Consider the following 20513-nt stretch of genomic DNA (forward strand, 5'->3'; position numbering starts at 1 on the left):
ATTTCATCTCCCAATATTTATAACTGAATTATACACATTATACTATGCTTAAGAATGTCAAGATCATGACTACTCATAAAACGGTGGACTTTTTGCACGTTTTCTCGCACTCAATGCAGGCTAAAGATATAATGAACACTCATGCTACTAATTAGTAGCATGAAGCTATCTTAGCTGTTAAAATATGAATAACGGGTAGGTAGGGAGAATTTACAATGAGCGTTAATGAGGCACTAGCTAAACTTAAATATCTTGTTAGCCATGGTAAATTTAAAATCGTTAATCGCCGAGATAGCCCAGCCCTACCGGTTTCTAATGAATTAGCTAGAGAAATTATCAGACAACTCGCCTTGGACGATTTCATAAAATGTGAACCTAACAGAAATAATCCGATTCAAATGGTTTGGATTTTTAAAACTGATGATGGTCAAAGATATTACATCAAGTTTCTTTTTTTGGAAGAAGAACCAAAAGTGATATTTATCAGTTTTCATTTAGATTGTTAAGGGAGGAAAGTTTTATGACATATAAAAAAGACTACACAAACACTTATATCGTGGATAAAAATGAATATAAAGTAACCGCCCCAGCGCTTTTTGACAGTGAAACTAACGAACTTATTCCAGATGATTATTTGGACGAAAAGGCTGTTGAAATAGCCAGAAAAATGCACAGAGATAAGTTTGGTTTGATTTCAGCCAATGATTTAAAGAAATACAGAGAAAGGGTCGGGCTTTCTCAGCGTGATTTATCTGAATTAACAGGATTGAGTCCAAATACTATTGCTTTATATGAATCAGGAGCATTTCCAACTATTGCCAATAATAGGCTGTTAAAGTCTTTCATTAATAATGATCAGATTTTACGTGAATACATTGAGAATAATAGAAATAACTATTCCCCAAAATTAGTACAAAAGGTTACACAATATTTTGAAGATAAACATGAAGATTCTGATTCAAATGAAGTAACATCAAATTTCAATGCCATTCAGCTGGCTAACTGGTTCAGAGTGGAAAATTTTTTTGCACGAGAGAACAATCTAAACATTGATCCCATTACACAAATGAAAGTAATTAAGCTCCTTTATTTTGCCTATGGGCGTTTTTTGACAGCAACACATAATAAACTATTTGATTCAAAAATAGTTCATTTACAATACGGACCCGTTATTGAAGATGTTCACAACAAATTTAATGGGAAAACAATTTTGGATATTGAAAAGCCGGACGAAGAGGCAATGAAAAGCTATAGTGAAGTTTCTTCAGATGCATTTATATCGGAAATACTTAAAAATGTTAATGATGATTATATCGATTACAACGCTTCAAGATTGAGTAAAATCACGCATCAAAAGGGTTCACCATGGAATTTAACTGCCTCAGGGCATGTTATTCGTGATCAACTAATTTTAGAAACATTTGAACGTGGCGAAGAAAAATAAAAGCTGATACACAGAGACTTTATGTCCCAAAATGTATCAGCTTTTTACTACTATCAATGGATCCGAACGGACTTGAACCGTCGACCCCCTACATGCGAAGCAGATGCTCTCCCAACTGAGCTACGGACCCCTAAACTATTTTTATGATACCACTTTTTATTGGGATTATTGCTATAATGTACTGTTGAATATGTTTTCAAAATTAAAGCCGAAAGTCTAAATAAGTGAGGTTTTTAAAATGGGTAAAAAAACAAAATTAGGATTAAAACTATTTGGTGCTGCTATTGCTAGTACGATTGTTGGTTTTGGAATTGGTGGATATGCCAGTTTCATCGCCGGAATGAAGAATAGTGAAAAAGCTAAACAAAAAGCAATTAAAAAAACTGAAGAAGTCGATAACAACGAATTTGATTTAGAGTGGTTTAAAGATAAAAAGCCAGAGACGATTAAGATGCTGAGTGATGATGGACTTCAACTTGAAGCTTCATTTATTCGTCAGCCTAATCCTAATGGTCGTACTGTAATTTTAGCTCATGGATATCACCATGCTCGTCGCCAAATGATTCCATATGCCAAGATTTTCTACAACTTAGGTTATAACGTTCTGATGCCAGATGCACGTAGTCATGGCGAAAGTGAAGGATCGTTAATTGGATTTGGTTGGTTAGATCGTCGAGATTATATTAGATGGGTACAACGGGCCGTCTTACTGACTCAACCCAGTGAAAAAATTGTCCTACTTGGAATTAGTATGGGAGCTGCGACAGTCATTGCTACATCTGGTGAGGCCGATTTGCCTAAGAATGTGAAAGCAGTGATTGAGGATAGTAGTTTTAGTCAGTTAGATGATCAATTCCGTTATCGAATCGCTAGCCATTATCATTTGCCAGCCCGTGAGTTGGAACCAATCGTGAGCTATTTAACAAAATTAGAGGGCGGATATTCCTTTAAGGAAGCTAATATTGCTGAACAGATTGCCAAAACTAAAGTTCCAATTTTATTCATTCACGGTGATCAAGATGACTATGTTCCAATTGAAATGTTAGATGAATTAGTTGAAGCTGCTAACGTACCCTGCGAAGTCTATATTGCAGAGGGCGCTGGTCATGTTCAGTCTATAGTAGTTGATCCAGAACGATATCAAAAAGAAATTAGCAATTTTTTGCAGAAATACGTTGATTAGATAATGAAAAATGATGAAATGAAATACTACTTTATAGTAAATCAATTTGCTGGAGCAGAGCATTCGGTTGCCGCTTGGAATACTGTTCAATTAATTTTACGACAGCGTAAAATACCATTTGAATTTACGATTACTGAGTATGCTAAACACGCAACTAAATTGGCACAGAAATTTGCTGAAGACCATGAATCGGGATGGATTATTGTTGCGGTTGGCGGAGACGGTACTTTATTGGAAGTTCTTGATGGGATTCGTCACGCTAAAAATCATCCAGCATTAGGTTATATTCCAGCTGGATCTGGAAATGACTTTGCAAGAGCGGTTGGCATTAGTTTTAAAGCTGATGAGTCATTGAATCAGTTACTGAATGCGACCGAATCCATTGCTTTAGATGTAGTAAAATACTCAGATTATAATAGTGAAATCACACATTATTTCACGAATAATATTGGAATTGGTTTTGATGCTCAAATTGTTCATCAAGCCAATACCGGACGTAAAACACAGCTGAGTAAATGGCATTTAGAGTCAGCTGCGTACATATCAGCAATTATTAAGACCTTCTTCAAGCAGGATGCTTTCCCTTTAGAAATTGAAATAGATGGTGAAAAGCATAAATTTGACCGAGCATTCCTTGTTTCACTGACAAATATTAAATACTTTGGTGGAGGAGTTGGCATTGCTCCTAAAGCCAGCTTAACTGACGGCAAATTAGACATAGTGATTGCAGAACAAATTTCATTTTTGAAATTAATTCGTTTATTTAGTCACGTGGTCTTTAAGGGAGATCATCTTACCCAACCTGAGATATTCTTTCGAACGGGATCACACATCCATGCTCAAAGTTTTAAACCAGAATATGGTCAGGTTAATGGAGAAGATATTCCTAAGCAAAACTTTAATATTGAATTAAGCCTAGAAAAACAGGATTTTTGGTTCATTAAATAACGTTTTGTAAAGAAATTGTAACATTCGTGTAAAAAAGTATTAACATTTAATCTCCTTCGTGGTAATCTTTAAGTAATGACAAAAAGGGTATCTTATAGGGGGATTTTTTATTATGAAAAAAACAAGTTTAGTAGTTGCTGTAGCTGCATTAACTATGGGAGTTGCACCAGTTTTAACTAGTCCAGTGTTTGGGAACAATGTTGTAAATGCTGCTAAGAAATCAGCAGTTTCAAATGTTACAACTACCAAGAATACTATTTCCGTAACTAATATGAAGAAAGGTACTTCAGTTTCACTTTTAAACAGTGACAAGAAAGTTATCACAACCAAAAAAGTTACTAAAAATGGCACAGTTACATTTAAATTAAGCTCATCACAATTAAAGAAAGTTACTGCTAAAAACAGCTTGAAGGTTGCTGGTACAGGATATAGCTACTCAATTAACTTTAATTTTGTAAACTACGTCGCACCAAAGAAAGCTAAAAAGGTTGTTGTCAAGAAGCCGGCTAAGAAGGTAATTGCTAAAAAAGTTGTTAAAAAAACGGCTACCAAGAAGAACACAACTAAGAAAGTTACTAAATCAACACCAAAAATTAGTTATGTAACAAACACGGCTAACTCAGTTAGTGTTACAAATATTCAAAAGGGTGCCAAAGTTAACTTGGTAAACAGCAAGAAACAAGTGATTGCTAGCCAAACAACTAAAAAAGCTGGAACAGTAACATTCAAACTTTCAAAATCAGAAATGAAGAAAGTTACTGCAACAGGTTCATTCCAAGTTACATTAACAAATGCTAAATACACAATTAACTTTAACTTTGTTGGCTACAAAGCCCCTGGTAAGGTAACAGTTAAGAAGTCTACTAAACCTGTAAAACAGGAACAAAAATACAGTGACATTTACACTAACAGCAAGTCAGTTACCGTCACAAATGTTAAGAAAGATACTGTTGTGATCTTGAAGAACAGCAAGAAGCAAATCATTGCTACAACAACAGCTACTAAAGATGGCTCAGTTGTCTTCAACCTCTCAAAGAGCCAAGCTAAGAAGATGACTTCTAAAGCATCAGTTAACTTAGTAATCGGTAATGGTAACTACCCAATTAACTTCAACTACATCAAATAATAGTTTTGATTCAAAAAGACGCTGAAAACTTAATCTCAGCGTCTTTTCTTGTCCAAATTAAAACCCCGCTAGTTTTATACTAACGAGGCTTTTGTTTTATAGGTTTTTATCCATATTGAAAGTTAATCTTGATAAGGTTAAGCCAGTAGCGAGTAAACCATTGAAGTGGTCCATTGTACGAGTCTTCATAGCTTTAACTGTTTCATGATTTGCCTTTGTTAGGAAGCTAGTTAATTCTTCTCCAGAAAGGTTCTTTGCAGCCTCATCAATTTCAGCCACACGACCACGTAAGTATTCTTGTGAAGCAGTTACGTAATCGACGTTAGTTTGAATGAAATGACTGTAGTGACCTTCAACAACGGAACCAACAGCACGATACATCCAGTAAGCATCGTCGAGGTTCATTGTTGGAGCTGTTTGGCTGTAACTAGGATCAGTATCGGTTGCATTGTTAAAGAATGGTACGTAAGGACTGAATGCTGGGACACCAAAGTTTAACCAGAAAATTGCGGCACGTTCTTCGGGGACATCGTTACGAATCTGAAGGACGTGTGAGTTTTGCGTACGGTTCATTGAAATGGGTCTGAACTTCAAACGATCTTTGTCATCAGCATGACCAAATGGATCGTATTTAGTTTCGTTATAGTGTGAACTCAAAATGTATTCAACATCTTCAACGGCAATCTTACGACTAGCCTTGCAAATGAATGGTAAGTCAGAAGATTGAGGATCTTGTTCGACTTCTGGGTTGAGGTAGTGTTGACCATACCAAACACGTGATGTGTTGTAATGGCGGTCTTTTTCATTATCTGTACCAAAAATACGACGGAAGTTAAATCCTTCAGGATGGGCGTTCAAATGATGTTCAGAAACGAATTCTTGGATACCATCTGACCCCATGAAGTTATCGTTATCAGAAAAGTCTACTTCTTGGATAGCAACTTGGTTAGCGGCAACTGCATATGAATCATCAGGGATGCGTTGGGCAACCCAGTGATGTCCAGTAACAATTTCCATGTACCAAACGTCATTCTTATCACTGAAGATTACACCGTTACCTTCAGGAGAACCATATTGAGCGATTAATTTGCCTAAGTATTCAACACCTTCACGAGCGGAATTAATATAAGGTAAAACCATCGTTGGCATAGTGTCTTCGGCCAAACCATTTTCAACCAAAGGATCATAGGCAAGTGATTTAGGATTGCCATAAACACTTTCAGTAGCACTCATAGCAACGTTCTTTTCGTTAAATCCACTTTCGTCATAAATACCATCTTTATCAGGATCGATATTTGGAACGGCACTGTGACGGTAACCATTCTTAGGTAATTTAGCAGTGAAGCCATTTTGTGATGAGACGATTGTTTCATCGACGTTGCTTTCTGCAGGATGCATATAAAAACGGTGTGGAGCAAGTGGTAAAAAAGTATCATCATTACGGGCAACCATTGTTGAACCGTCGATTGAAGCATTTCTACCAACTAAAACAGTGGTACAAGCTTTTTCAGTCAAAATAAATATCTCCTTTATATTTGTGTCCTCTCTATTTTAACGCAGTATCTATAATAAGAAACTTAAAAATCTGAATGCGTAAAGATGGCGAGAATTAGGGGTTAGCAAGCACCTCTTAAAAAGGTATACTGGAATATGTGAATTATTGAACGAATGAAAGGATGTATTATCACATGTTAGACATGGACCAGTTACTAAAGGACTACCCTGAAATTAAAACGATGCAGGAATATAAGCCTCTCTTTTGGCAAAACCCCGATTATCAAGGAAAGGCAGAGCTTCCATTTGGCATTGAACATATTTTTGATGCTGAAGCTCGTTTCCAACGTTTTGCACCATACTTTGAAGTGGCATTTCCAGAAACCCTTCCTACACATGGAATTTTAGAGTCACCTTTAGTTGATTTACCTAAAATGAAGGCAGTTTTAAATCAAAAATTTGCTCATAAAATTGAAGGTAATTTATATCTTAAAGCTGACAACTATTTGCCAATTTCGGGATCAATTAAGTCCCGCGGTGGTATTTATGAAGTTTTGAAATTTGCTGAAAAAGTAGCTATGGAACATGGTGACTTAGTTTACGGTGATAATTACGCTATTTTGCATGAAGAACGTTATCACAAGCTCTTCTCAAATTACGGTATTGCTGTTGGTTCAACTGGTAACTTAGGTTTATCAATCGGAATTGTTGCTCAAAAATTAGGATTTAATACTAGTGTTCATATGTCTGCTGACGCTGCACAATGGAAGAAAGACAAGCTTCGTAGTAAAGGCGTTAATGTTGTGGAATACAATGATAACTTTAGCCATGCGATTACTGAAGGTCGTAAACAAGCTGACGCTGATCCAAGTGTTTACTTTATTGATGATGAAGGATCATATGACTTATTCTTAGGTTATTCAGTTGCTGCAATTCGTTTGCAAACACAATTGAAAGCTCAAGGCATCAAAGTTGATAAGGATCACCCACTATTTGTTTATCTACCAGCTGGTGTTGGTGGTAGTCCTAGTGGAGTTGCCTTTGGTTTGAAACAAGTACTCGGTGAACATGTTCATCCCGTCTTTGCTGAACCAACTCATATCCCATCAGTAACATTGGGGATGATGACTGGCCTTAATGATAAGATCTCAGTTTATGATGCAGGTATTGATGGAACTACCAAAGCTGATGGATTAGCGGTTGGTCGTCCTTCACGAATCGCTGGTAAGATCATGAAGACCTTACTACTTGGAACACAAACATTTGATGATCAAGAAATGATGAAAGACGTTGTTCGTCTCTACGATAGTGAGAACATACGTCTCGAACCATCTGCAGCATCTGGATTTACGATTCTAGATCAAGTTTTAGGTCAATTAGTTTCAGACTTCCCACTTGAGAATGCCAGTCATATTGTTTGGGCAACCGGTGGTAGCATGGTTCCTAAAGAAGATATGTTAGCTTACTTGAAAGATGGTAAAGCTGAGTTGAATAAGTAATATTAGTTAGTTGAACTTCAATTTACTATATAAATATGGTTTTTCTAAAGATATGAGTCGTGTTGTATTGATGCAGTAACAAAGATAGTTTTTATGGATGCCGACATTACAGATGAAATAAATGTACTAATTTCAAGTAAAACCCCCTATATTGGATAAAAACAATATAGGGGGTTTTACTATGAATAAATTTCTAAAGGGAGCTTAAATTTAGTAATGCTTAAATATGCTTATAGGCACTTTATTGCTAATAGATAAGAGTATTATTTATGCTTTTGTTGCGTAAGTACCTTTTCCCATTGATTAAAAGTCGTAACTTCTACGTCTAGATTTGAATCAATTGCTTGTTGGTACAAATTAAGTTTGTCATCTAGGTATTCAGCACATATTTTCATTTTATTTAGTTGTTGTTCAATAACTTCTCTTTGTTGTTTAACAATATCCAAACGTTTAGGTATTGTTGAATTTCCCACTAAACAGAGGTCAATGTATTCTTTAATAGCTTCGATTGACATTCCACAATCTCTTAAGTACTTGACTACAAACAACCACGCAACCGCTTCTTCATCAAATTGACGTATATTATTTTTATCTCTTTTGATATTAGGTATCAAATTGCTGTCACAGTAAAATCTTACTGTATGAGGACTCATTTCCAATTTTTCTGAAACTTCTTTTACAGTCATCATAAAAAAATCTTCTTTCTATTGACTGAGAGTTACTCTCAGGTGCTACGATAATGTTGCCATAAGGACATTTATTAATCAAGAAAAGTAGGAGGAAATTTTAATGAAAACTGTAAAATTAAATAATGGTGTTGAGATGCCAATTGAAGGATATGGTGTCTACCAATTATCTTTAGAGGAAACTGAGCGCTGTGTCACTGAGGCACTAGAGGCGGGTTATCGTAGTATCGATACTGCTGCCGCCTATATGAATGAAACTGCAGTGGGTAAGGCTATTGAGAAAAGTGGGATTCCACGTGAAGAATTATTTGTTACTACAAAATTATGGCTTCAAGATCAAGGGTATGATAACACCATAACAGCATTTGAGGCTTCTCTGGCTAATTTAGGATTGGATTATATAGATTTATATCTAATTCATCAACCTCTAGGCGATGTATATGGCTCTTGGCGAGCATTGGAGGACTTGTACAAGCAAGGAAAAGTAAGAGCAATTGGAGTTTCAAATATGGAAGCCGGCCAAATGGTTGATTTAATCCTAAATAGTGAAATTAAACCTATGGTTAATCAAATGGAAGTACATCCATTTTTCCAACAAATTGAAACGAAAAAAGTTCTTGATGAGTATGATGTCCGCATGGAAGCGTGGGGACCACTAGCACAAGGAAGAAATAAAATTTACGAAAATGAGACCCTTCAAAAAATTGCTGATAAATACAAGAAAACAATTGCACAAGTTATTTTACGCTGGCATATTGAACGAGGCGTAATAGTTATTCCTAAGTCTACTCATAAAGAGCGAATGCAAGAAAATCTAGATATTTATGATTTTTCATTAACTAATGAGGATTTAGATTTAATTGAAGCAATGGACTCTGGTAAAAGTGATATTGTTAATTATCACAGTGTGGAAATGGTAAAAATGATAAATAGTGTAAAAATACATGATTGATTACTAAATAAATGTATCAAACTGTGAAGGGATTTTTTATACAATCAACAAAAGCTAATTGATATAAGATATCTATAAATGACCGTCATAAAAGATTCGAATAAAAAGCCAATAACCCGAAGTAACAATACTTCAAGTTATTGGCTTTTTTAGTGGAAAGTTTCAATATAAGTTACTTTTCCGGTAATACAATCAGCTTATATAGCCAACTAGTTAGGAAATAATAACCCAGGTACATAATGACGAAGATACCGACTAGAATACTGATATTGTAGTATGGATCAATCATTAGTGGCTTAAACATTTGGAGTCCGAAGAGTACATCGATAATTCCAAGTACGCCAGGAATAACAAACAGAACAAGTAACTCGCGATTGATACTGCGTTTTAGAAGACTACGACGAGTACCAATTTTAAGGAGTAAGTTGTATCTGATTTGATCTTGAGCAGTACCAGATAGAATTTTAAACATCAGACAACTAGCTAGCATTGCGAGGAACGCAATTCCCAGGAAGTAACCAATAAACTCTAGTCCACCGAAGACACTGGATACGAATTGATAAGATCTGAATGCTCCGGCACCAGAGTTATCGACGGCTGATGGGTAACGTTTATTTTGTTCGTCCGTCAACTTAGTTAGAGCTTTGTAATTACTTGGTATATCTTTAACTGTAACTAGCTCAACAACTTGGTTAGTTCCCTTAGCAGATTTAAAGGCCTTGTCTGGGACAATCTTAATGTTCGCTGGTTTAGGCGTTCCAGCTAAGAATGCAAAGTCTGGTGGGGTATTTTCCATCAGCTCTTTTGAAGATGCATTTTTAAATTTAGTTGGCTTTTTAAAATCTGATGACGGTACTGGTTCTTTAAATGGTTTAGTATCCAGCTCCGCTTGGTTGTAGTAAACATTTTTGTGATCTAGCTTTTGCTGGTAAGTGTAACTAGTTGCACCACTTAACTTTTTAATAGAATCTTTTTGAGCTGCAGTTGGATTATTGATTGATAATGTAAACGAAGACTGTGAATTAGCAATCATTGGTATTTCACGATGGAAACCAGCTCCAACCGTAATTGCCCCAAGTGCTAGAGCAAATAGTAATGATGTAATCGTTAGAATTCGAGTGTAGTCGTGCACGCGAAACATAATTTGGGACAGCGTAAATCCATTTAGTTTTTTGGATGCCCAATTAGTTTTCTTAATCCAAGTTATAACAAGTAGAATACTTGATTTAAAAATGAAGTAACTACCTAATACGATGGTTATTAGTGCAATCGGAATTGCCATTAATTGTAACGTTTTGATAGAAGCTAAAGACCAGTATCCCAGTCCGACTAAAATAATTCCGGCAATTCCTTGAATGATAAGACGAACTCTACTGAATTTGAACTTGTCTACTGAATCACTCTGTTTCAAAAGTTGTAAAACTGGTGTTCTAACCAGACTTTGAAGGTTCATGAATGAAGCAATGACAAATAGAAGAGCAAATAAAACAAATGTAATTGCGACAGCTTTAGGGTAAAGCGGGTTGAAATGTTGAATTTCAAGACCTAAACGATCAAATAAAAATCCGGATAAGCTACCAGTAATCAAGATTCCAAATAGAATTCCGATAATGGTAGCTCCAATACCGACGATTAACGTTTCTAACACCATCAGTGCACCAACACGGCTTCTTTTAGCACCCAACATCATAAACAGACCGTAGTCGTGTTGACGCATATTAAGCAAGAATGTGTTGGCGTACATTACGTATACGAAAGTGATAATCATCAGTAGGATGGTTCCAAAAATAAATACCTGAGAGGCATACTGAAAATTCAAGTTAGATTTAATCAATTGCTGGTTAGTTGCTAAATTAGCAAACATATAAAAAATTGCTGATGACATCACTAAACCAGTTAAAAGAACAATATAATCGCGAATTCGATTTTTAATATTAGAGGTTGCAAGTCTTAATAACATTCGATAACCTCCTACTGTTCAAATGTTCCGAGTTGTTCCAAAATTTCTTGGTAAAACTCGTTTCGAGAACGATCATTGCGTTTGATTTCTTGACCAATCACACCATCTTTGATGAATAAGATCCGGTTACAGAAACTAGCTGAAAATGGATCATGTGTTACGAGTAAGACTGAAATGTCTCGTTCTTGGTTGATTTGCGTCAATAATTCTAAAAGTTCACGCGCACTCTTGGAATCCAAAGCCCCAGTTGGTTCGTCACCAAGTAATAATGATGGGTTATGAACGATTCCGCGAGCTGCAGCGACACGTTGCTTTTGACCACCGGAAAGTTCGGTTGGATATTTGTCCAATAAATTTGAAATGGAAAGCACAGCAGCGATTTGATAAACAGTTGTCTTGATTTGGTTCTTGCGAACACCTTGTAATGATAAAGGCAGGGCAATATTTTCAAATGCTGTCAGTGTTTCCAAAAGATTGAAATCTTGGAAAATAAATCCAATTTCGTTAGCACGAAAGTCGGCAATTTTGTTGCCGTGTAGTTTAGTTACATCTGAGCCATTGATCTTAACAGTTCCACTAGTTGGTTGATCAAGGGTTGCTAACATGTTTAACAGGGTTGTTTTACCTGAACCTGAAGCACCCATAATTCCCACAAATTCTCCTGGTTGAACGTCAAAGTCGATGCCTTTTAATGCCTCATATTGCTTTTCTGACCTACCCCCATAGGTTTTGCGAAGCCCTGAGACGCTGATAATTGGTTGTTCACTCATAGTAAATTCCTCGATTCTGCTTTGTAAGCTACTTAGTTACTTGTGTAATTAACTATATAGACTAGACTACAAAAAGTCAATTGTTTATTTCTAAAATTATAGTTAAACTTTCTTTTAAACCGGTTAAAAGGTAAAATAATGGCAACTTAAAATATCGAAATGGAGCTGACTACAGTGCATATTATTCATTTAATTGGATTATTAGTTACGATCTTATACGGGGTCTTTTTGATTATCAGTGTTCGCAGAATGGAAGTTCAAATTGAACCATGGATTCTGGGTATCAACATTGCAGTCGGAGCCATGATGATCCTATCATTTGTTCAGATTTGGCTGGGTGTGGCAGCATTAGTATTGGTTTTGCCGGTCGCGTTAATTAATGGTCAGCTAGTCTTTCAAAATATTAATTGGCCCAACTTTGCGATTCGTACAGTGATTTCGCTGGTCCTGATTTGGGCATTACTGATTCACTAGGAGCTATGAAATGAAATTAGTGTGTTTATTACGCGGGATCAACGTTGGTGGCAAAAATCCGGTTAAAATGGCAACTCTTAAAGATAAGATGACCGAAGCAGGATTCGACAATGTTGTAACGTACTTGAATAGTGGAAATGTCATTTTTGATAGTGCAATCAACGAAAAAGATGCAACGCTTAAGATTCAGAATATTCTGGTCAATGACTTCAAAGTTGAAGCGTTAGTTGCTGTATTCTCAGCGGAAGACATTTCAGAGACGGGTCAACATATTCCTGATTGGTGGGGGACGGACGACAAAACTGTTAAGCATAATGCTATTTTTATTCTACCGCCGACAACAGTTGACGAAGTAATCGAAGACATTGGTCAGCACATTCCAGAATACGAGCAAGTAGATTCTTATGGACAAGTAGTTTTCTGGACGGCTAATATCAAGACTTTTTCCCGTACAAAATGGTCTAAATTAGTTGGATCTAAGTTTTATAGCCGAGTCACAATTCGCAATTCCAATACCTTTAAAAAAATCGTTCAAATTATATCGAAATAATCGAAAAACCCCATCGCAATGGGGCTTTTTTTGTTGTATCATTATTAAGATGGTTTTAAATTTTAAACATACTACTTGTTTATTAATTTAAGGGGAACGGAACAGCTTTTAAGCTGAAATAAGAACCAATATTTGAGAGAGTAAGGGTGTTAAACATGAATGCGGCAACAGTTTTTGTTCATGGTTTTAATGGGGATGCGTACTCTACCGATCATTTGCTTTCATTTGCAGAAGAAAGTGGATGGGCAACAAAGGTGTTGAACGCGTACATTCGACGTAATGGACAGATTGAATTTACAGGTGAATGGTCTGATCGAATTGATAATCCAATGGTTCAGGTCATTTTTGAAAATAACAGAGCACCAGAACGCCGACAGGTTAGATGGGTACGAAACTTATTAGTTGAACTTAAGGAACGTTTTGGCGTTGATAACTATAATGGAGTTGGTCACTCACTAGGCAGCAATGTTTTAGTTAACTTAGGAATTAAGTTCGGCGATGATACTAAACTACCAAAGCTTAATAAACTAGTGACAATTGCTGGTCCGTTTAATGGATTACACGGATTTTGGTCCAGCAAACCAATCAAATCAATCATTGATTGCGATTGGGAACCTACTATTAAAACACATCATTTTCAGAAGTTACTAAAGATGCGTGATCGATTCCCCAAGGGAGTTGATGTGTTGAACGTTGTGGGACAGGTTGAAGGATCATTAAACAATGATGTTTATGTATCAGTTCAGTCTGCTCGGTCAGTGGGTTACTTACTAGATGGTGTTGTGAATAAGTACCATGAAATTATGGTTACTGGTCCCGATGGATATCATTGTAGCTTGAACCAAAACGATACTGTTTCACGAGAAATTAACAACTTTCTATGGAACTACAATCGTCAGGTGGCTGATTTTAAATTAATTACTTCTAAAAATAACTCGGATGGCTTCAAGCCAATTATTGTTAGAAATGGTGGATTACAAGCTGGTTAATATAAGTTGCTTGTATATTTAAAATTGACCTGTTACAATATCTATTATCAATACGACTTACATTTTGTAAGTTAGTTTGTAAATGAAGGAGATCTTGAGTATGAGCCCACAAGAAGGTTTATCTAACGAAGCAATATTCGATGCAATTAAATCTGGTAATAAGATGTTATTCTTTACTGCCGGCTGGTGCCCGGATTGCTCATTTATCAAACCTGCAATGCCAGGTATCATGGAAAAGTATGATGAATTCGACTGGATTACAGTTGATCGTGACGCTAACTTAGAAGTCGCGCAGGAATTTGGCATTATGGGGATTCCTAGTTTCATCGCTTTTAAAGATGGTGAAGAAATCGCTCGCTTTGGTCGTGGCGAACGTCACACACCAAAAGAAGTTGAAGAATTCGTACAGAGTGTTGCTTAATTAATTTATATAAACAGAAGGGACTCGCCAGTAGGTGGGCCTCTTTTTATTAGGAAGGCAGGAATTAAAAATGAAGGTTTTTGTTGTTGGAGCACACGGACAGATTGGTTCCATTTTAGTGGATCAATTATTAGCACGAGGCGATGAAGTAGTTGCTGGAATTCGAAATGATGACCAAGCAGCTGAGTTTACAGAAAAGGGCGCAATGACAGCACATTTGGATTTGACTGCACAACCTGAAGAAATGGCGACAGCGTTTGATGGCTCTGATGCAATTATCTTTGTAGCTGGATCAGGCGGTTCAACAGGATATGATATGACATTGTTGGTTGATTTAGATGGTGCAATTCAAGCAATGAATGCTGCAAGAATTGCCCATGTTAAACGATTCATCATTGTCAGTGCTATGAATGCTGAAACACGCAATAAGTGGTCAGATACAATTCGTCCATATTATGTTGCCAAGCATTATGCTGATGACTACTTAATGAACCAAACTGATTTGGATTACACAATTGTTAAACCAGGCTTGTTAACAAACGATGATCCTGAAGGCGGAATTCAAACTGGAGCAGACGAAGGCTCAATTACTAGAACTGATGTTGCTGCCGTTTTAGCAGCTGCAGTTCACAATCCTGAAACAATTAAAAAGAGCTTTGCAGTGGTAAATGGAACTATGCCAATCGACAAAGCGTTACAAAACTTATAAAAAAGTAACTGGTATATATACCTGAGAAGCGCGCTTATTACTGCGCGATTTATGGGTACAAATCCGAAGCATGTTGCAGAAATGGCGTTTGAACCATTTTTGGAACATGTTTTTTTTATTGGATTTGTCTGTACAAATTTAGAAACATGTTGCATAATCATAAATGTAAGCGATTTCCTAAAACGGTTTCAGGAAATCAAAACCATTTTTGGCCAAAGTGGGAATTTGTTTTTTTTATTTTGTTAGCTATTATCTTTTGTTTTTAAATTTAATTTGAGGTGAATTTCATGAATGATTGGATCAATAATAAATTGCTTCCTCCAGTAATGAAGTTTGTTAACACGAAAGCTATCATGGCTATGCGTGATGGTATGTTATTCTCACTACCATTTACCATGGTAGGTTCGTTGTTCTTACTTCTTAGTGCTCTTCCAGTGCCAGCATGGTCTAACTGGATGATGAGCGTTGGATTAACACCATACTGGACACAAGCTTTCAATGCAACAATGGCTATTATGTCAGTATTCGCTGTTATAGGTATTGCTTATAGTTGGGTTAAGAATGAAGGATTCGACCCATTACCTGCTGGTTTAACTGGTTTAGTAAGTTTCTTCCTTGTTATGCGTCCATCAACACCTGTTATGGATGGAACAAAGACTGTTATTTCAGCTGCTAAAGCTCCTGTACTTTTGAATGGTGGTTTCATTGATCGTACATGGTTAGGTGGCCAGGGTATGATTGCTGCTATCATCATTGGTATGTTAACTGGTTTAGTTTACACATGGTTCGTTAAGAACAATATTACTATTAAATTACCTGACCAAGTTCCACCTGCAGTTGCTGGTTCATTTACAGCCTTAGTACCTGCCGCAGCTATTACAGCTGGTTGGTTAGCAATTTATGCATTCTTTGATATTACAACTCACTCAACAATGGTTGAATGGATTTACAAAGTTATCCAAACTCCATTACAAGGTATTACAGATTCATTTGGTGGTGTTGTCGTCGTCGCATTGTTAGTTCCATTCTTCTGGTTCTTCGGTGTTCACGGTGCTGTTATCGTTGGTGGTATCATGGGACCTATCTTAGGTTCAAATGCCCTTCAAAACGCTGCTATTGTTAAAGCACATGGTGTTGCTGGATTAACAGCTGCAAATGGCGCTCACGTATTTACACAATCATTACTTGACCAATTTGGTACTGTTACTGGTTCAGGTATGACAATTGGATTAGTTGTGTTCATGGCATTCTTTGCTAAGTCAGAACAAATGAAGAGTATTGGTCGTTTGTCATTCTTACCAGGTGTCTTCAACATTAACGAACCTGTATTATTCGGTGTTCCAGTTGTATTGAACCCATTATTGGCTGTTCCATTTATGATCATGCCACTTCTATCAATGGGATCAACATACTGGTTGATTAAATTAGGTGTTCTTCCATACTTAACTGGTGTTCAAGTTCCTTGGACAACTCCAGCTATCATCTCTGGTTTCTTCGTCGGTGGATGGAAGATCGCTCTATGGCAAGCAATCATGTTAGTATTGTCATTCTTCGTATACTTCTTCTTCGCTCGCAAACAAGATCAAATCTTATTCGCACAAGAACAAGCTGCTGGAAATGCAGATCATGCTGAAGAAGCTAAGGATGCTGCTACAAAAGAAAAAGCTACTGCTTAATAATTAATTTAAAAAAATTAAAAAGTCTATTTATTAAGATGAAAATCAAGATGAATGGGCTTTTTTTATCAGAATGACTAAATATTGAAAGGATGAATTGAAACATGGCTAAATTACCAAAAGATTTCTTATGGGGCGGTGCAGTCGCTGCTCATCAACTTGAAGGAGCTTGACAAGAAGGCGGTAAAGGTGTCAGTGTCGCTGATATCATGACGGCTGGTGCTAATGGTGTTCCCCGTGAAATTACGGATGGAGTTATTCCGGGTAAGAACTATCCTAATCATGAAGGAATCGACTTCTATCATCATTATAAAGACGATGTAAAATTGTTTGCTGATCTTGGTTTGAAATGTTTCCGTACATCAATTGCTTGGACTCGAATTTTCCCAAATGGGGATGAAGATGAACCAAACGAAGCAGGATTGAAGTTCTATGATGACTTGTTTGATGAATGTTTGAAGTATGGAATCGAACCAGTTATTACGTTGGCTCATTTTGAAATGCCATATAACTTGGTTAAGAAATATAACGGATTTTCAGATCGTAAAGTAATCGACTACTTTGTTAAGTTTGCTGAAGTTTGTTTCAAACGTTATAAGAACAAAGTTAAGTATTGGATGACATTTAACGAAATTAATAACCAAAGCTTCTTTGACAATGATTTTTTGATGGCTACTAACTCAGGGTTGATTTTCAAGGGTGGCGAGAATCGCGAAAAGGCTATGTATCAGGCCGCTCATTATGAGTTAGTTGCCAGTGCTAAAGCAGTTAAGATTGGTCACGAAATTAATCCTGATTTCAATATTGGTTGCATGATTAACTTTACGCCAATTTATCCATTGAATGCTGCTCCAGATAACATCATGTTGGCAGAACGCTTGATGCAACGTCGCTACTGGTTCTCAGATGTTCACGTCAATGGTGTTTATCCAGAAAATATTGAAAAATACGTTACTCGCAAGGGTTATCGTGAAGATATTACTGATGAAGACCGTCAGATCCTTAAAGAAGGAACTGTTGATTACGTTGGATTTAGTTACTACAATTCACAAACAGTTGATATCAAAGATGGTGACGTTGACGGCGATATTCGTGTAGAGAAGATTGTTGCTAAGAATCCATACGTTAAGGAAAGTGACTGGGATTGGCCAATTGATCCAGTTGGTTTACGTTACTCATTAAACTGGTTGAATGATCGCTATCATTTGCCACTATTCATCGTTGAAAATGGATTGGGTGCGGTTGATAAGGTTGAAGCTGATGGCAGTATTCACGATCCATATCGTGTTGATTATATGCGTGCTCATATTTCAGAAATGGAAAAAGCCGTTGATTTGGATGGTGTGAACTTAATGGGTTACACACCATGGGGCTTTATTGATTTAGTTTCAGCTGGAACTGGTCAAATGTCGAAACGCTATGGCTTCATCTATGTGGATAAAGACGATGAGGGTAGAGGTACTTTGAAACGTTCTAAGAAGGATTCCTTCGGTTGGTATCAGAATGTAATTAAAACGAATGGTGAAGAATTGTAAAAGGAGTGGAAAATAAAAAGGGTGATTCTGAGCATAGCATAGAAAACGGAATGATTCGTACTTTGAATCGTTAGGTTTTCGTAGCTAGGCGGAAGAATCAGTTTTATTTTCCCGATTTAATAAATTAAGGCTGGTGTTTCCAGCTTTAGATACATAAGGTGAACAGGATGAAATATTATATTGGATTAGATATTGGTGGGACTAGTATAAAGTATGGTCTCGTTGATGAAAATGGAACAATTTTAGAAAAGGATTCTGTTAAAACAGATATTGCTGGATCTGAAATTCTTAGAAACATTACTGAAATTGTTGAAAATTATAAAAAAGAACAGAAAATTGAAGCAATTGGTGTCAGTGCGCCAGGGATTGTTCAACACGATGGTTTCATGACTACTGGTGGTGCAATTCGTGATTTCTACGGTATTAATTTAAAAAAAGAAATTGAACAACGTACTGGCATCACGGCTACGATTGAAAATGACGCGAATGCGGCTGCGTTTGCTGAACAGTGGAAAGGGAATGCTAAAGGACTTCACAACTATCTATGTATTGTAGTTGGAACTGGAATTGGTGGTGGAATCATCATCAATGACCAAATTTATCGTGGTGGTCATGGTATGGCTGGCGAGTTTGGCATGATGTCCGTGGTGGATCGCAATTTGCCAGGTAAAGGACTTGAGTTCAACTCAATGAGTTTTACCGCCGCAACGGTTGGTGGACTTCTACGCTATTATAATGATCATCATGACGGTGAAGCTTTGGATGATGCTAAAGTTGTTTATAGTTTAGCTGCTGATGGTGATAAGTTAGCCCTTGAAAGCTTAGATTTCTTCTACACAGCTTTATCTCGCGGAATTATTAACTTAGTTGTTGGGCTTGATCCTGAAAAGATCCTAATTGGTGGCGGTATTTCAGCTAATGATCAATTTATGAAGGACTTAAATAATAAGATTCAAGAACTCAAAAAAGCCAATAATGACTTGATCGATTTGAAGTTCCCTGAAGTTCAAGCTGCTCAATTAAGAAACGATGCTGGTATTATCGGAGCAACTTATCGAGCAGTACAGGAGGATCAAAAATAATCCGATAGTAATTGGTCGGAGCCACCCAAGATTGTGATAAAATTAACATATCAAAGGCGGCATGAAGGGATGATTCAATAATGGAATATTATGATCAACATATGCATACAAATTTCTCATTTGACTCAAAAGAAAAGATGGAAAACTATCTTAGTTTAGTTGGCAATCGCATGGTTACAACTGAACATCTGGAATTCAACAATCCCGAAGAAAAGAACCAGGACAGTGTCCCAGATTACGATGCATACGTAAAAGAGATTAACCGATTAAAAGAAAAATCAGGTAAACGAATTTATCGTGGTGTTGAAATTGGCTATTCAGCCGGACAGGAAGATAAGATTCGTGACTATCTTGCTAAACATGAGTTTGACGTTAAAATTCTAAGCTTCCATCAAAATGGTGACTTGGACTTTATGAATGACAAGGTTCGTCATATGGATCCAATCGACGTTGCAACTCAATACTACAAAATGATGTGGAAAGGTATCAATGCTTTCCATGATGCTGATATTTTAGCTCATTTTGACTATGGAATTCGTAAGCTTAATTTAACCTCAGGCATGTTCCAAACAACTGCTGGAGTGCTGTTAACTAACATTTTCAAAATTGCAATTCGCCACGATATGGCTTTTGAATTAAATACTAAGAGCATGTATAAATACCACAATATTGGTTTATATGACTATGCGATTGAAATCTATAAACAACTTGGTGGTAAACGATTCACCATTGGATCAGATGCCCACGACGCTAAGAACGTTTATAGCCATTACGACGAAGCTTTGGAAATGTTAAAGGCTCACGATATTCATCACATCAATATCTACTCAAACAATGCTATGACCGTTATGCCGATTGATGACGTAGATGAAGGAATTCGTTACTAATATGTTCTCGAAGAATAGTTTCTTTGTTGGATATATAGTAAATTTTTTACCATGTTATCTTATTTTTGCTTTTGCTACTCATTTTGGAGTGTCAAAAATAATATCAATGGTAATATCCTTCGTTTTTG

General features: G+C 36.6%; 19 protein-coding genes, 1 tRNA gene and 1 pseudogene. 16 read left to right on the forward strand and 5 right to left on the reverse strand.

Annotated features, from left to right (window positions below; translation table 11 throughout):
- Positions 1 to 215: 215 nt before the first annotated feature.
- Together IV88_RS01375 and IV88_RS01380 are read left to right on the forward strand one after the other, a co-directional pair.
- Complete coding sequence (locus tag IV88_RS01375; RefSeq protein WP_057797962.1) at positions 216 to 506, forward strand: type II toxin-antitoxin system MqsR family toxin; 291 nt, start codon at positions 216 to 218, stop codon at positions 504 to 506.
- 14 nt (positions 507 to 520) lie between these two features.
- Positions 521 to 1444, forward strand: a complete 924-nt coding sequence (locus tag IV88_RS01380) for a type II toxin-antitoxin system antitoxin SocA domain-containing protein (protein ID WP_057797965.1) — start codon at positions 521 to 523, stop codon at positions 1442 to 1444.
- Between the two features lie 57 nt (positions 1445 to 1501).
- Here IV88_RS01380 and IV88_RS01385 read toward each other — a convergent pair.
- Positions 1502 to 1574, reverse strand: a tRNA-Ala gene (locus tag IV88_RS01385).
- Between the two features lie 108 nt (positions 1575 to 1682).
- On the opposite strand from IV88_RS01385, the gene IV88_RS01390 reads away from it, so the two are divergent.
- The 3 genes from IV88_RS01390 (at position 1683) to IV88_RS01400 (ending at position 4701) form a co-directional block, all read left to right on the forward strand.
- Positions 1683 to 2627, forward strand: a complete 945-nt coding sequence (locus IV88_RS01390) for an alpha/beta hydrolase (protein ID WP_057797966.1) — start codon at positions 1683 to 1685, stop codon at positions 2625 to 2627.
- Between the two features lie 3 nt (positions 2628 to 2630).
- The gene (locus IV88_RS01395) at positions 2631 to 3575 is read left to right on the forward strand and encodes a diacylglycerol/lipid kinase family protein (RefSeq protein ID WP_057797968.1); all 945 of its coding nucleotides are present in this window, start codon (positions 2631 to 2633) and stop codon (positions 3573 to 3575) included.
- Between the two features lie 112 nt (positions 3576 to 3687).
- Entirely contained in the window at positions 3688 to 4701 is a 1014-nt protein-coding gene (locus IV88_RS01400) for a hypothetical protein (protein WP_057797970.1), read from the forward strand.
- A gap of 96 nt (positions 4702 to 4797) precedes the next feature.
- Here the strand turns inward: IV88_RS01400 and IV88_RS01405 are convergent, their stop codons facing one another.
- Positions 4798 to 6216 carry a C69 family dipeptidase gene (locus IV88_RS01405; RefSeq protein WP_057797972.1) on the reverse strand — a complete coding sequence of 473 codons (1419 nt, stop codon included), beginning with the start codon at positions 6214 to 6216 and terminating at the stop codon, positions 4798 to 4800.
- Positions 6217 to 6389: 173 nt separating this feature from the next.
- Here IV88_RS01405 and IV88_RS01410 point away from each other — a divergent pair, with 173 nt between their 5' ends.
- On the forward strand, positions 6390 to 7694 hold the full coding sequence (locus IV88_RS01410; protein WP_057797974.1) for a D-serine ammonia-lyase: 1305 nt from the start codon (positions 6390 to 6392) through the stop codon (positions 7692 to 7694).
- Between the two features lie 263 nt (positions 7695 to 7957).
- Here the strand turns inward: IV88_RS01410 and IV88_RS01415 are convergent, their stop codons facing one another.
- The gene (locus IV88_RS01415) at positions 7958 to 8383 is read right to left on the reverse strand and encodes a MerR family transcriptional regulator (protein WP_083486812.1); all 426 of its coding nucleotides are present in this window, start codon (positions 8381 to 8383) and stop codon (positions 7958 to 7960) included.
- A gap of 100 nt (positions 8384 to 8483) precedes the next feature.
- Here IV88_RS01415 and IV88_RS01420 point away from each other — a divergent pair, with 100 nt between their 5' ends.
- A complete protein-coding gene (locus IV88_RS01420) occupies positions 8484 to 9332 on the forward strand; it encodes an aldo/keto reductase (RefSeq protein ID WP_057797976.1) in 849 nt (282 codons plus the stop codon).
- Positions 9333 to 9504: 172 nt separating this feature from the next.
- Here the strand turns inward: IV88_RS01420 and IV88_RS01425 are convergent, their stop codons facing one another.
- Together IV88_RS01425 and IV88_RS01430 are read right to left on the reverse strand one after the other, a co-directional pair.
- The gene (locus tag IV88_RS01425) at positions 9505 to 11292 is read right to left on the reverse strand and encodes an FtsX-like permease family protein (protein ID WP_057797978.1); all 1788 of its coding nucleotides are present in this window, start codon (positions 11290 to 11292) and stop codon (positions 9505 to 9507) included.
- 11 nt (positions 11293 to 11303) lie between these two features.
- The gene (locus tag IV88_RS01430) at positions 11304 to 12062 is read right to left on the reverse strand and encodes an ABC transporter ATP-binding protein (protein WP_057797980.1); all 759 of its coding nucleotides are present in this window, start codon (positions 12060 to 12062) and stop codon (positions 11304 to 11306) included.
- Positions 12063 to 12236: 174 nt separating this feature from the next.
- Here IV88_RS01430 and IV88_RS01435 point away from each other — a divergent pair, with 174 nt between their 5' ends.
- The 9 genes and pseudogenes from IV88_RS01435 (at position 12237) to IV88_RS01475 (ending at position 20385) form a co-directional block, all read left to right on the forward strand.
- A complete protein-coding gene (locus tag IV88_RS01435; RefSeq protein WP_236698585.1) occupies positions 12237 to 12536 on the forward strand; it encodes a hypothetical protein in 300 nt (99 codons plus the stop codon).
- Positions 12537 to 12546: 10 nt separating this feature from the next.
- A complete protein-coding gene (locus IV88_RS01440) occupies positions 12547 to 13086 on the forward strand; it encodes a DUF1697 domain-containing protein (RefSeq protein ID WP_057797982.1) in 540 nt (179 codons plus the stop codon).
- Positions 13087 to 13241: 155 nt separating this feature from the next.
- Positions 13242 to 14075, forward strand: coding sequence for an alpha/beta hydrolase (locus IV88_RS01445; RefSeq protein ID WP_057797984.1), 834 nt, complete (start codon positions 13242 to 13244; stop codon positions 14073 to 14075).
- Positions 14076 to 14175: 100 nt separating this feature from the next.
- A complete protein-coding gene (locus tag IV88_RS01450; protein WP_057797986.1) occupies positions 14176 to 14496 on the forward strand; it encodes a thioredoxin family protein in 321 nt (106 codons plus the stop codon).
- Positions 14497 to 14566: 70 nt separating this feature from the next.
- Positions 14567 to 15205 (forward strand): SDR family oxidoreductase, encoded by a 639-nt coding sequence (locus tag IV88_RS01455; protein WP_057797988.1) that lies wholly within the window; start codon positions 14567 to 14569, stop codon positions 15203 to 15205.
- Between the two features lie 287 nt (positions 15206 to 15492).
- The gene (locus IV88_RS01460) at positions 15493 to 16881 is read left to right on the forward strand and encodes a PTS sugar transporter subunit IIC (protein WP_057797989.1); all 1389 of its coding nucleotides are present in this window, start codon (positions 15493 to 15495) and stop codon (positions 16879 to 16881) included.
- Between the two features lie 104 nt (positions 16882 to 16985).
- Positions 16986 to 18416: pseudogene (locus IV88_RS01465) on the forward strand (6-phospho-beta-glucosidase).
- 167 nt (positions 18417 to 18583) lie between these two features.
- A complete protein-coding gene (locus IV88_RS01470; protein ID WP_057797990.1) occupies positions 18584 to 19498 on the forward strand; it encodes an ROK family protein in 915 nt (304 codons plus the stop codon).
- An 80-nt stretch (positions 19499 to 19578) separates the two neighbouring features.
- Complete coding sequence (locus IV88_RS01475; protein WP_057797992.1) at positions 19579 to 20385, forward strand: histidinol-phosphatase HisJ family protein; 807 nt, start codon at positions 19579 to 19581, stop codon at positions 20383 to 20385.
- The last annotated feature ends 128 nt before the right edge of the window (positions 20386 to 20513 follow it).

Origin of the sequence: Pediococcus argentinicus, from assembly GCF_001437605.1 — a bacterium.
GTDB classification, from domain to species: domain Bacteria; phylum Bacillota; class Bacilli; order Lactobacillales; family Lactobacillaceae; genus Pediococcus; species Pediococcus argentinicus.

Excerpts from the sequence above, each read along its gene's own strand:
- IV88_RS01375 (WP_057797962.1), top strand. The coding sequence starts at position 216 with ATGAGCGTTAATGAGGCACTAGCTAAACTTAAATATCTTGTTAGCCAT.
- IV88_RS01380 (WP_057797965.1), top strand. The coding sequence starts at position 521 with ATGACATATAAAAAAGACTACACAAACACTTATATCGTGGATAAAAAT.
- IV88_RS01390 (WP_057797966.1), top strand. The coding sequence starts at position 1,683 with ATGGGTAAAAAAACAAAATTAGGATTAAAACTATTTGGTGCTGCTATT.
- IV88_RS01395 (WP_057797968.1), top strand. The coding sequence starts at position 2,631 with ATGAAAAATGATGAAATGAAATACTACTTTATAGTAAATCAATTTGCT.
- IV88_RS01400 (WP_057797970.1), top strand. The coding sequence starts at position 3,688 with ATGAAAAAAACAAGTTTAGTAGTTGCTGTAGCTGCATTAACTATGGGA.
- IV88_RS01410 (WP_057797974.1), top strand. The coding sequence starts at position 6,390 with ATGTTAGACATGGACCAGTTACTAAAGGACTACCCTGAAATTAAAACG.
- IV88_RS01415 (WP_083486812.1), bottom strand. The coding sequence starts at position 8,383 with ATGATGACTGTAAAAGAAGTTTCAGAAAAATTGGAAATGAGTCCTCAT.
- IV88_RS01420 (WP_057797976.1), top strand. The coding sequence starts at position 8,484 with ATGAAAACTGTAAAATTAAATAATGGTGTTGAGATGCCAATTGAAGGA.
- IV88_RS01425 (WP_057797978.1), bottom strand. The coding sequence starts at position 11,292 with ATGTTATTAAGACTTGCAACCTCTAATATTAAAAATCGAATTCGCGAT.
- IV88_RS01430 (WP_057797980.1), bottom strand. The coding sequence starts at position 12,062 with ATGAGTGAACAACCAATTATCAGCGTCTCAGGGCTTCGCAAAACCTAT.
- IV88_RS01440 (WP_057797982.1), top strand. The coding sequence starts at position 12,547 with ATGAAATTAGTGTGTTTATTACGCGGGATCAACGTTGGTGGCAAAAAT.
- IV88_RS01445 (WP_057797984.1), top strand. The coding sequence starts at position 13,242 with ATGAATGCGGCAACAGTTTTTGTTCATGGTTTTAATGGGGATGCGTAC.
- IV88_RS01450 (WP_057797986.1), top strand. The coding sequence starts at position 14,176 with ATGAGCCCACAAGAAGGTTTATCTAACGAAGCAATATTCGATGCAATT.
- IV88_RS01455 (WP_057797988.1), top strand. The coding sequence starts at position 14,567 with ATGAAGGTTTTTGTTGTTGGAGCACACGGACAGATTGGTTCCATTTTA.
- IV88_RS01460 (WP_057797989.1), top strand. The coding sequence starts at position 15,493 with ATGAATGATTGGATCAATAATAAATTGCTTCCTCCAGTAATGAAGTTT.
- IV88_RS01470 (WP_057797990.1), top strand. The coding sequence starts at position 18,584 with ATGAAATATTATATTGGATTAGATATTGGTGGGACTAGTATAAAGTAT.
- IV88_RS01475 (WP_057797992.1), top strand. The coding sequence starts at position 19,579 with ATGGAATATTATGATCAACATATGCATACAAATTTCTCATTTGACTCA.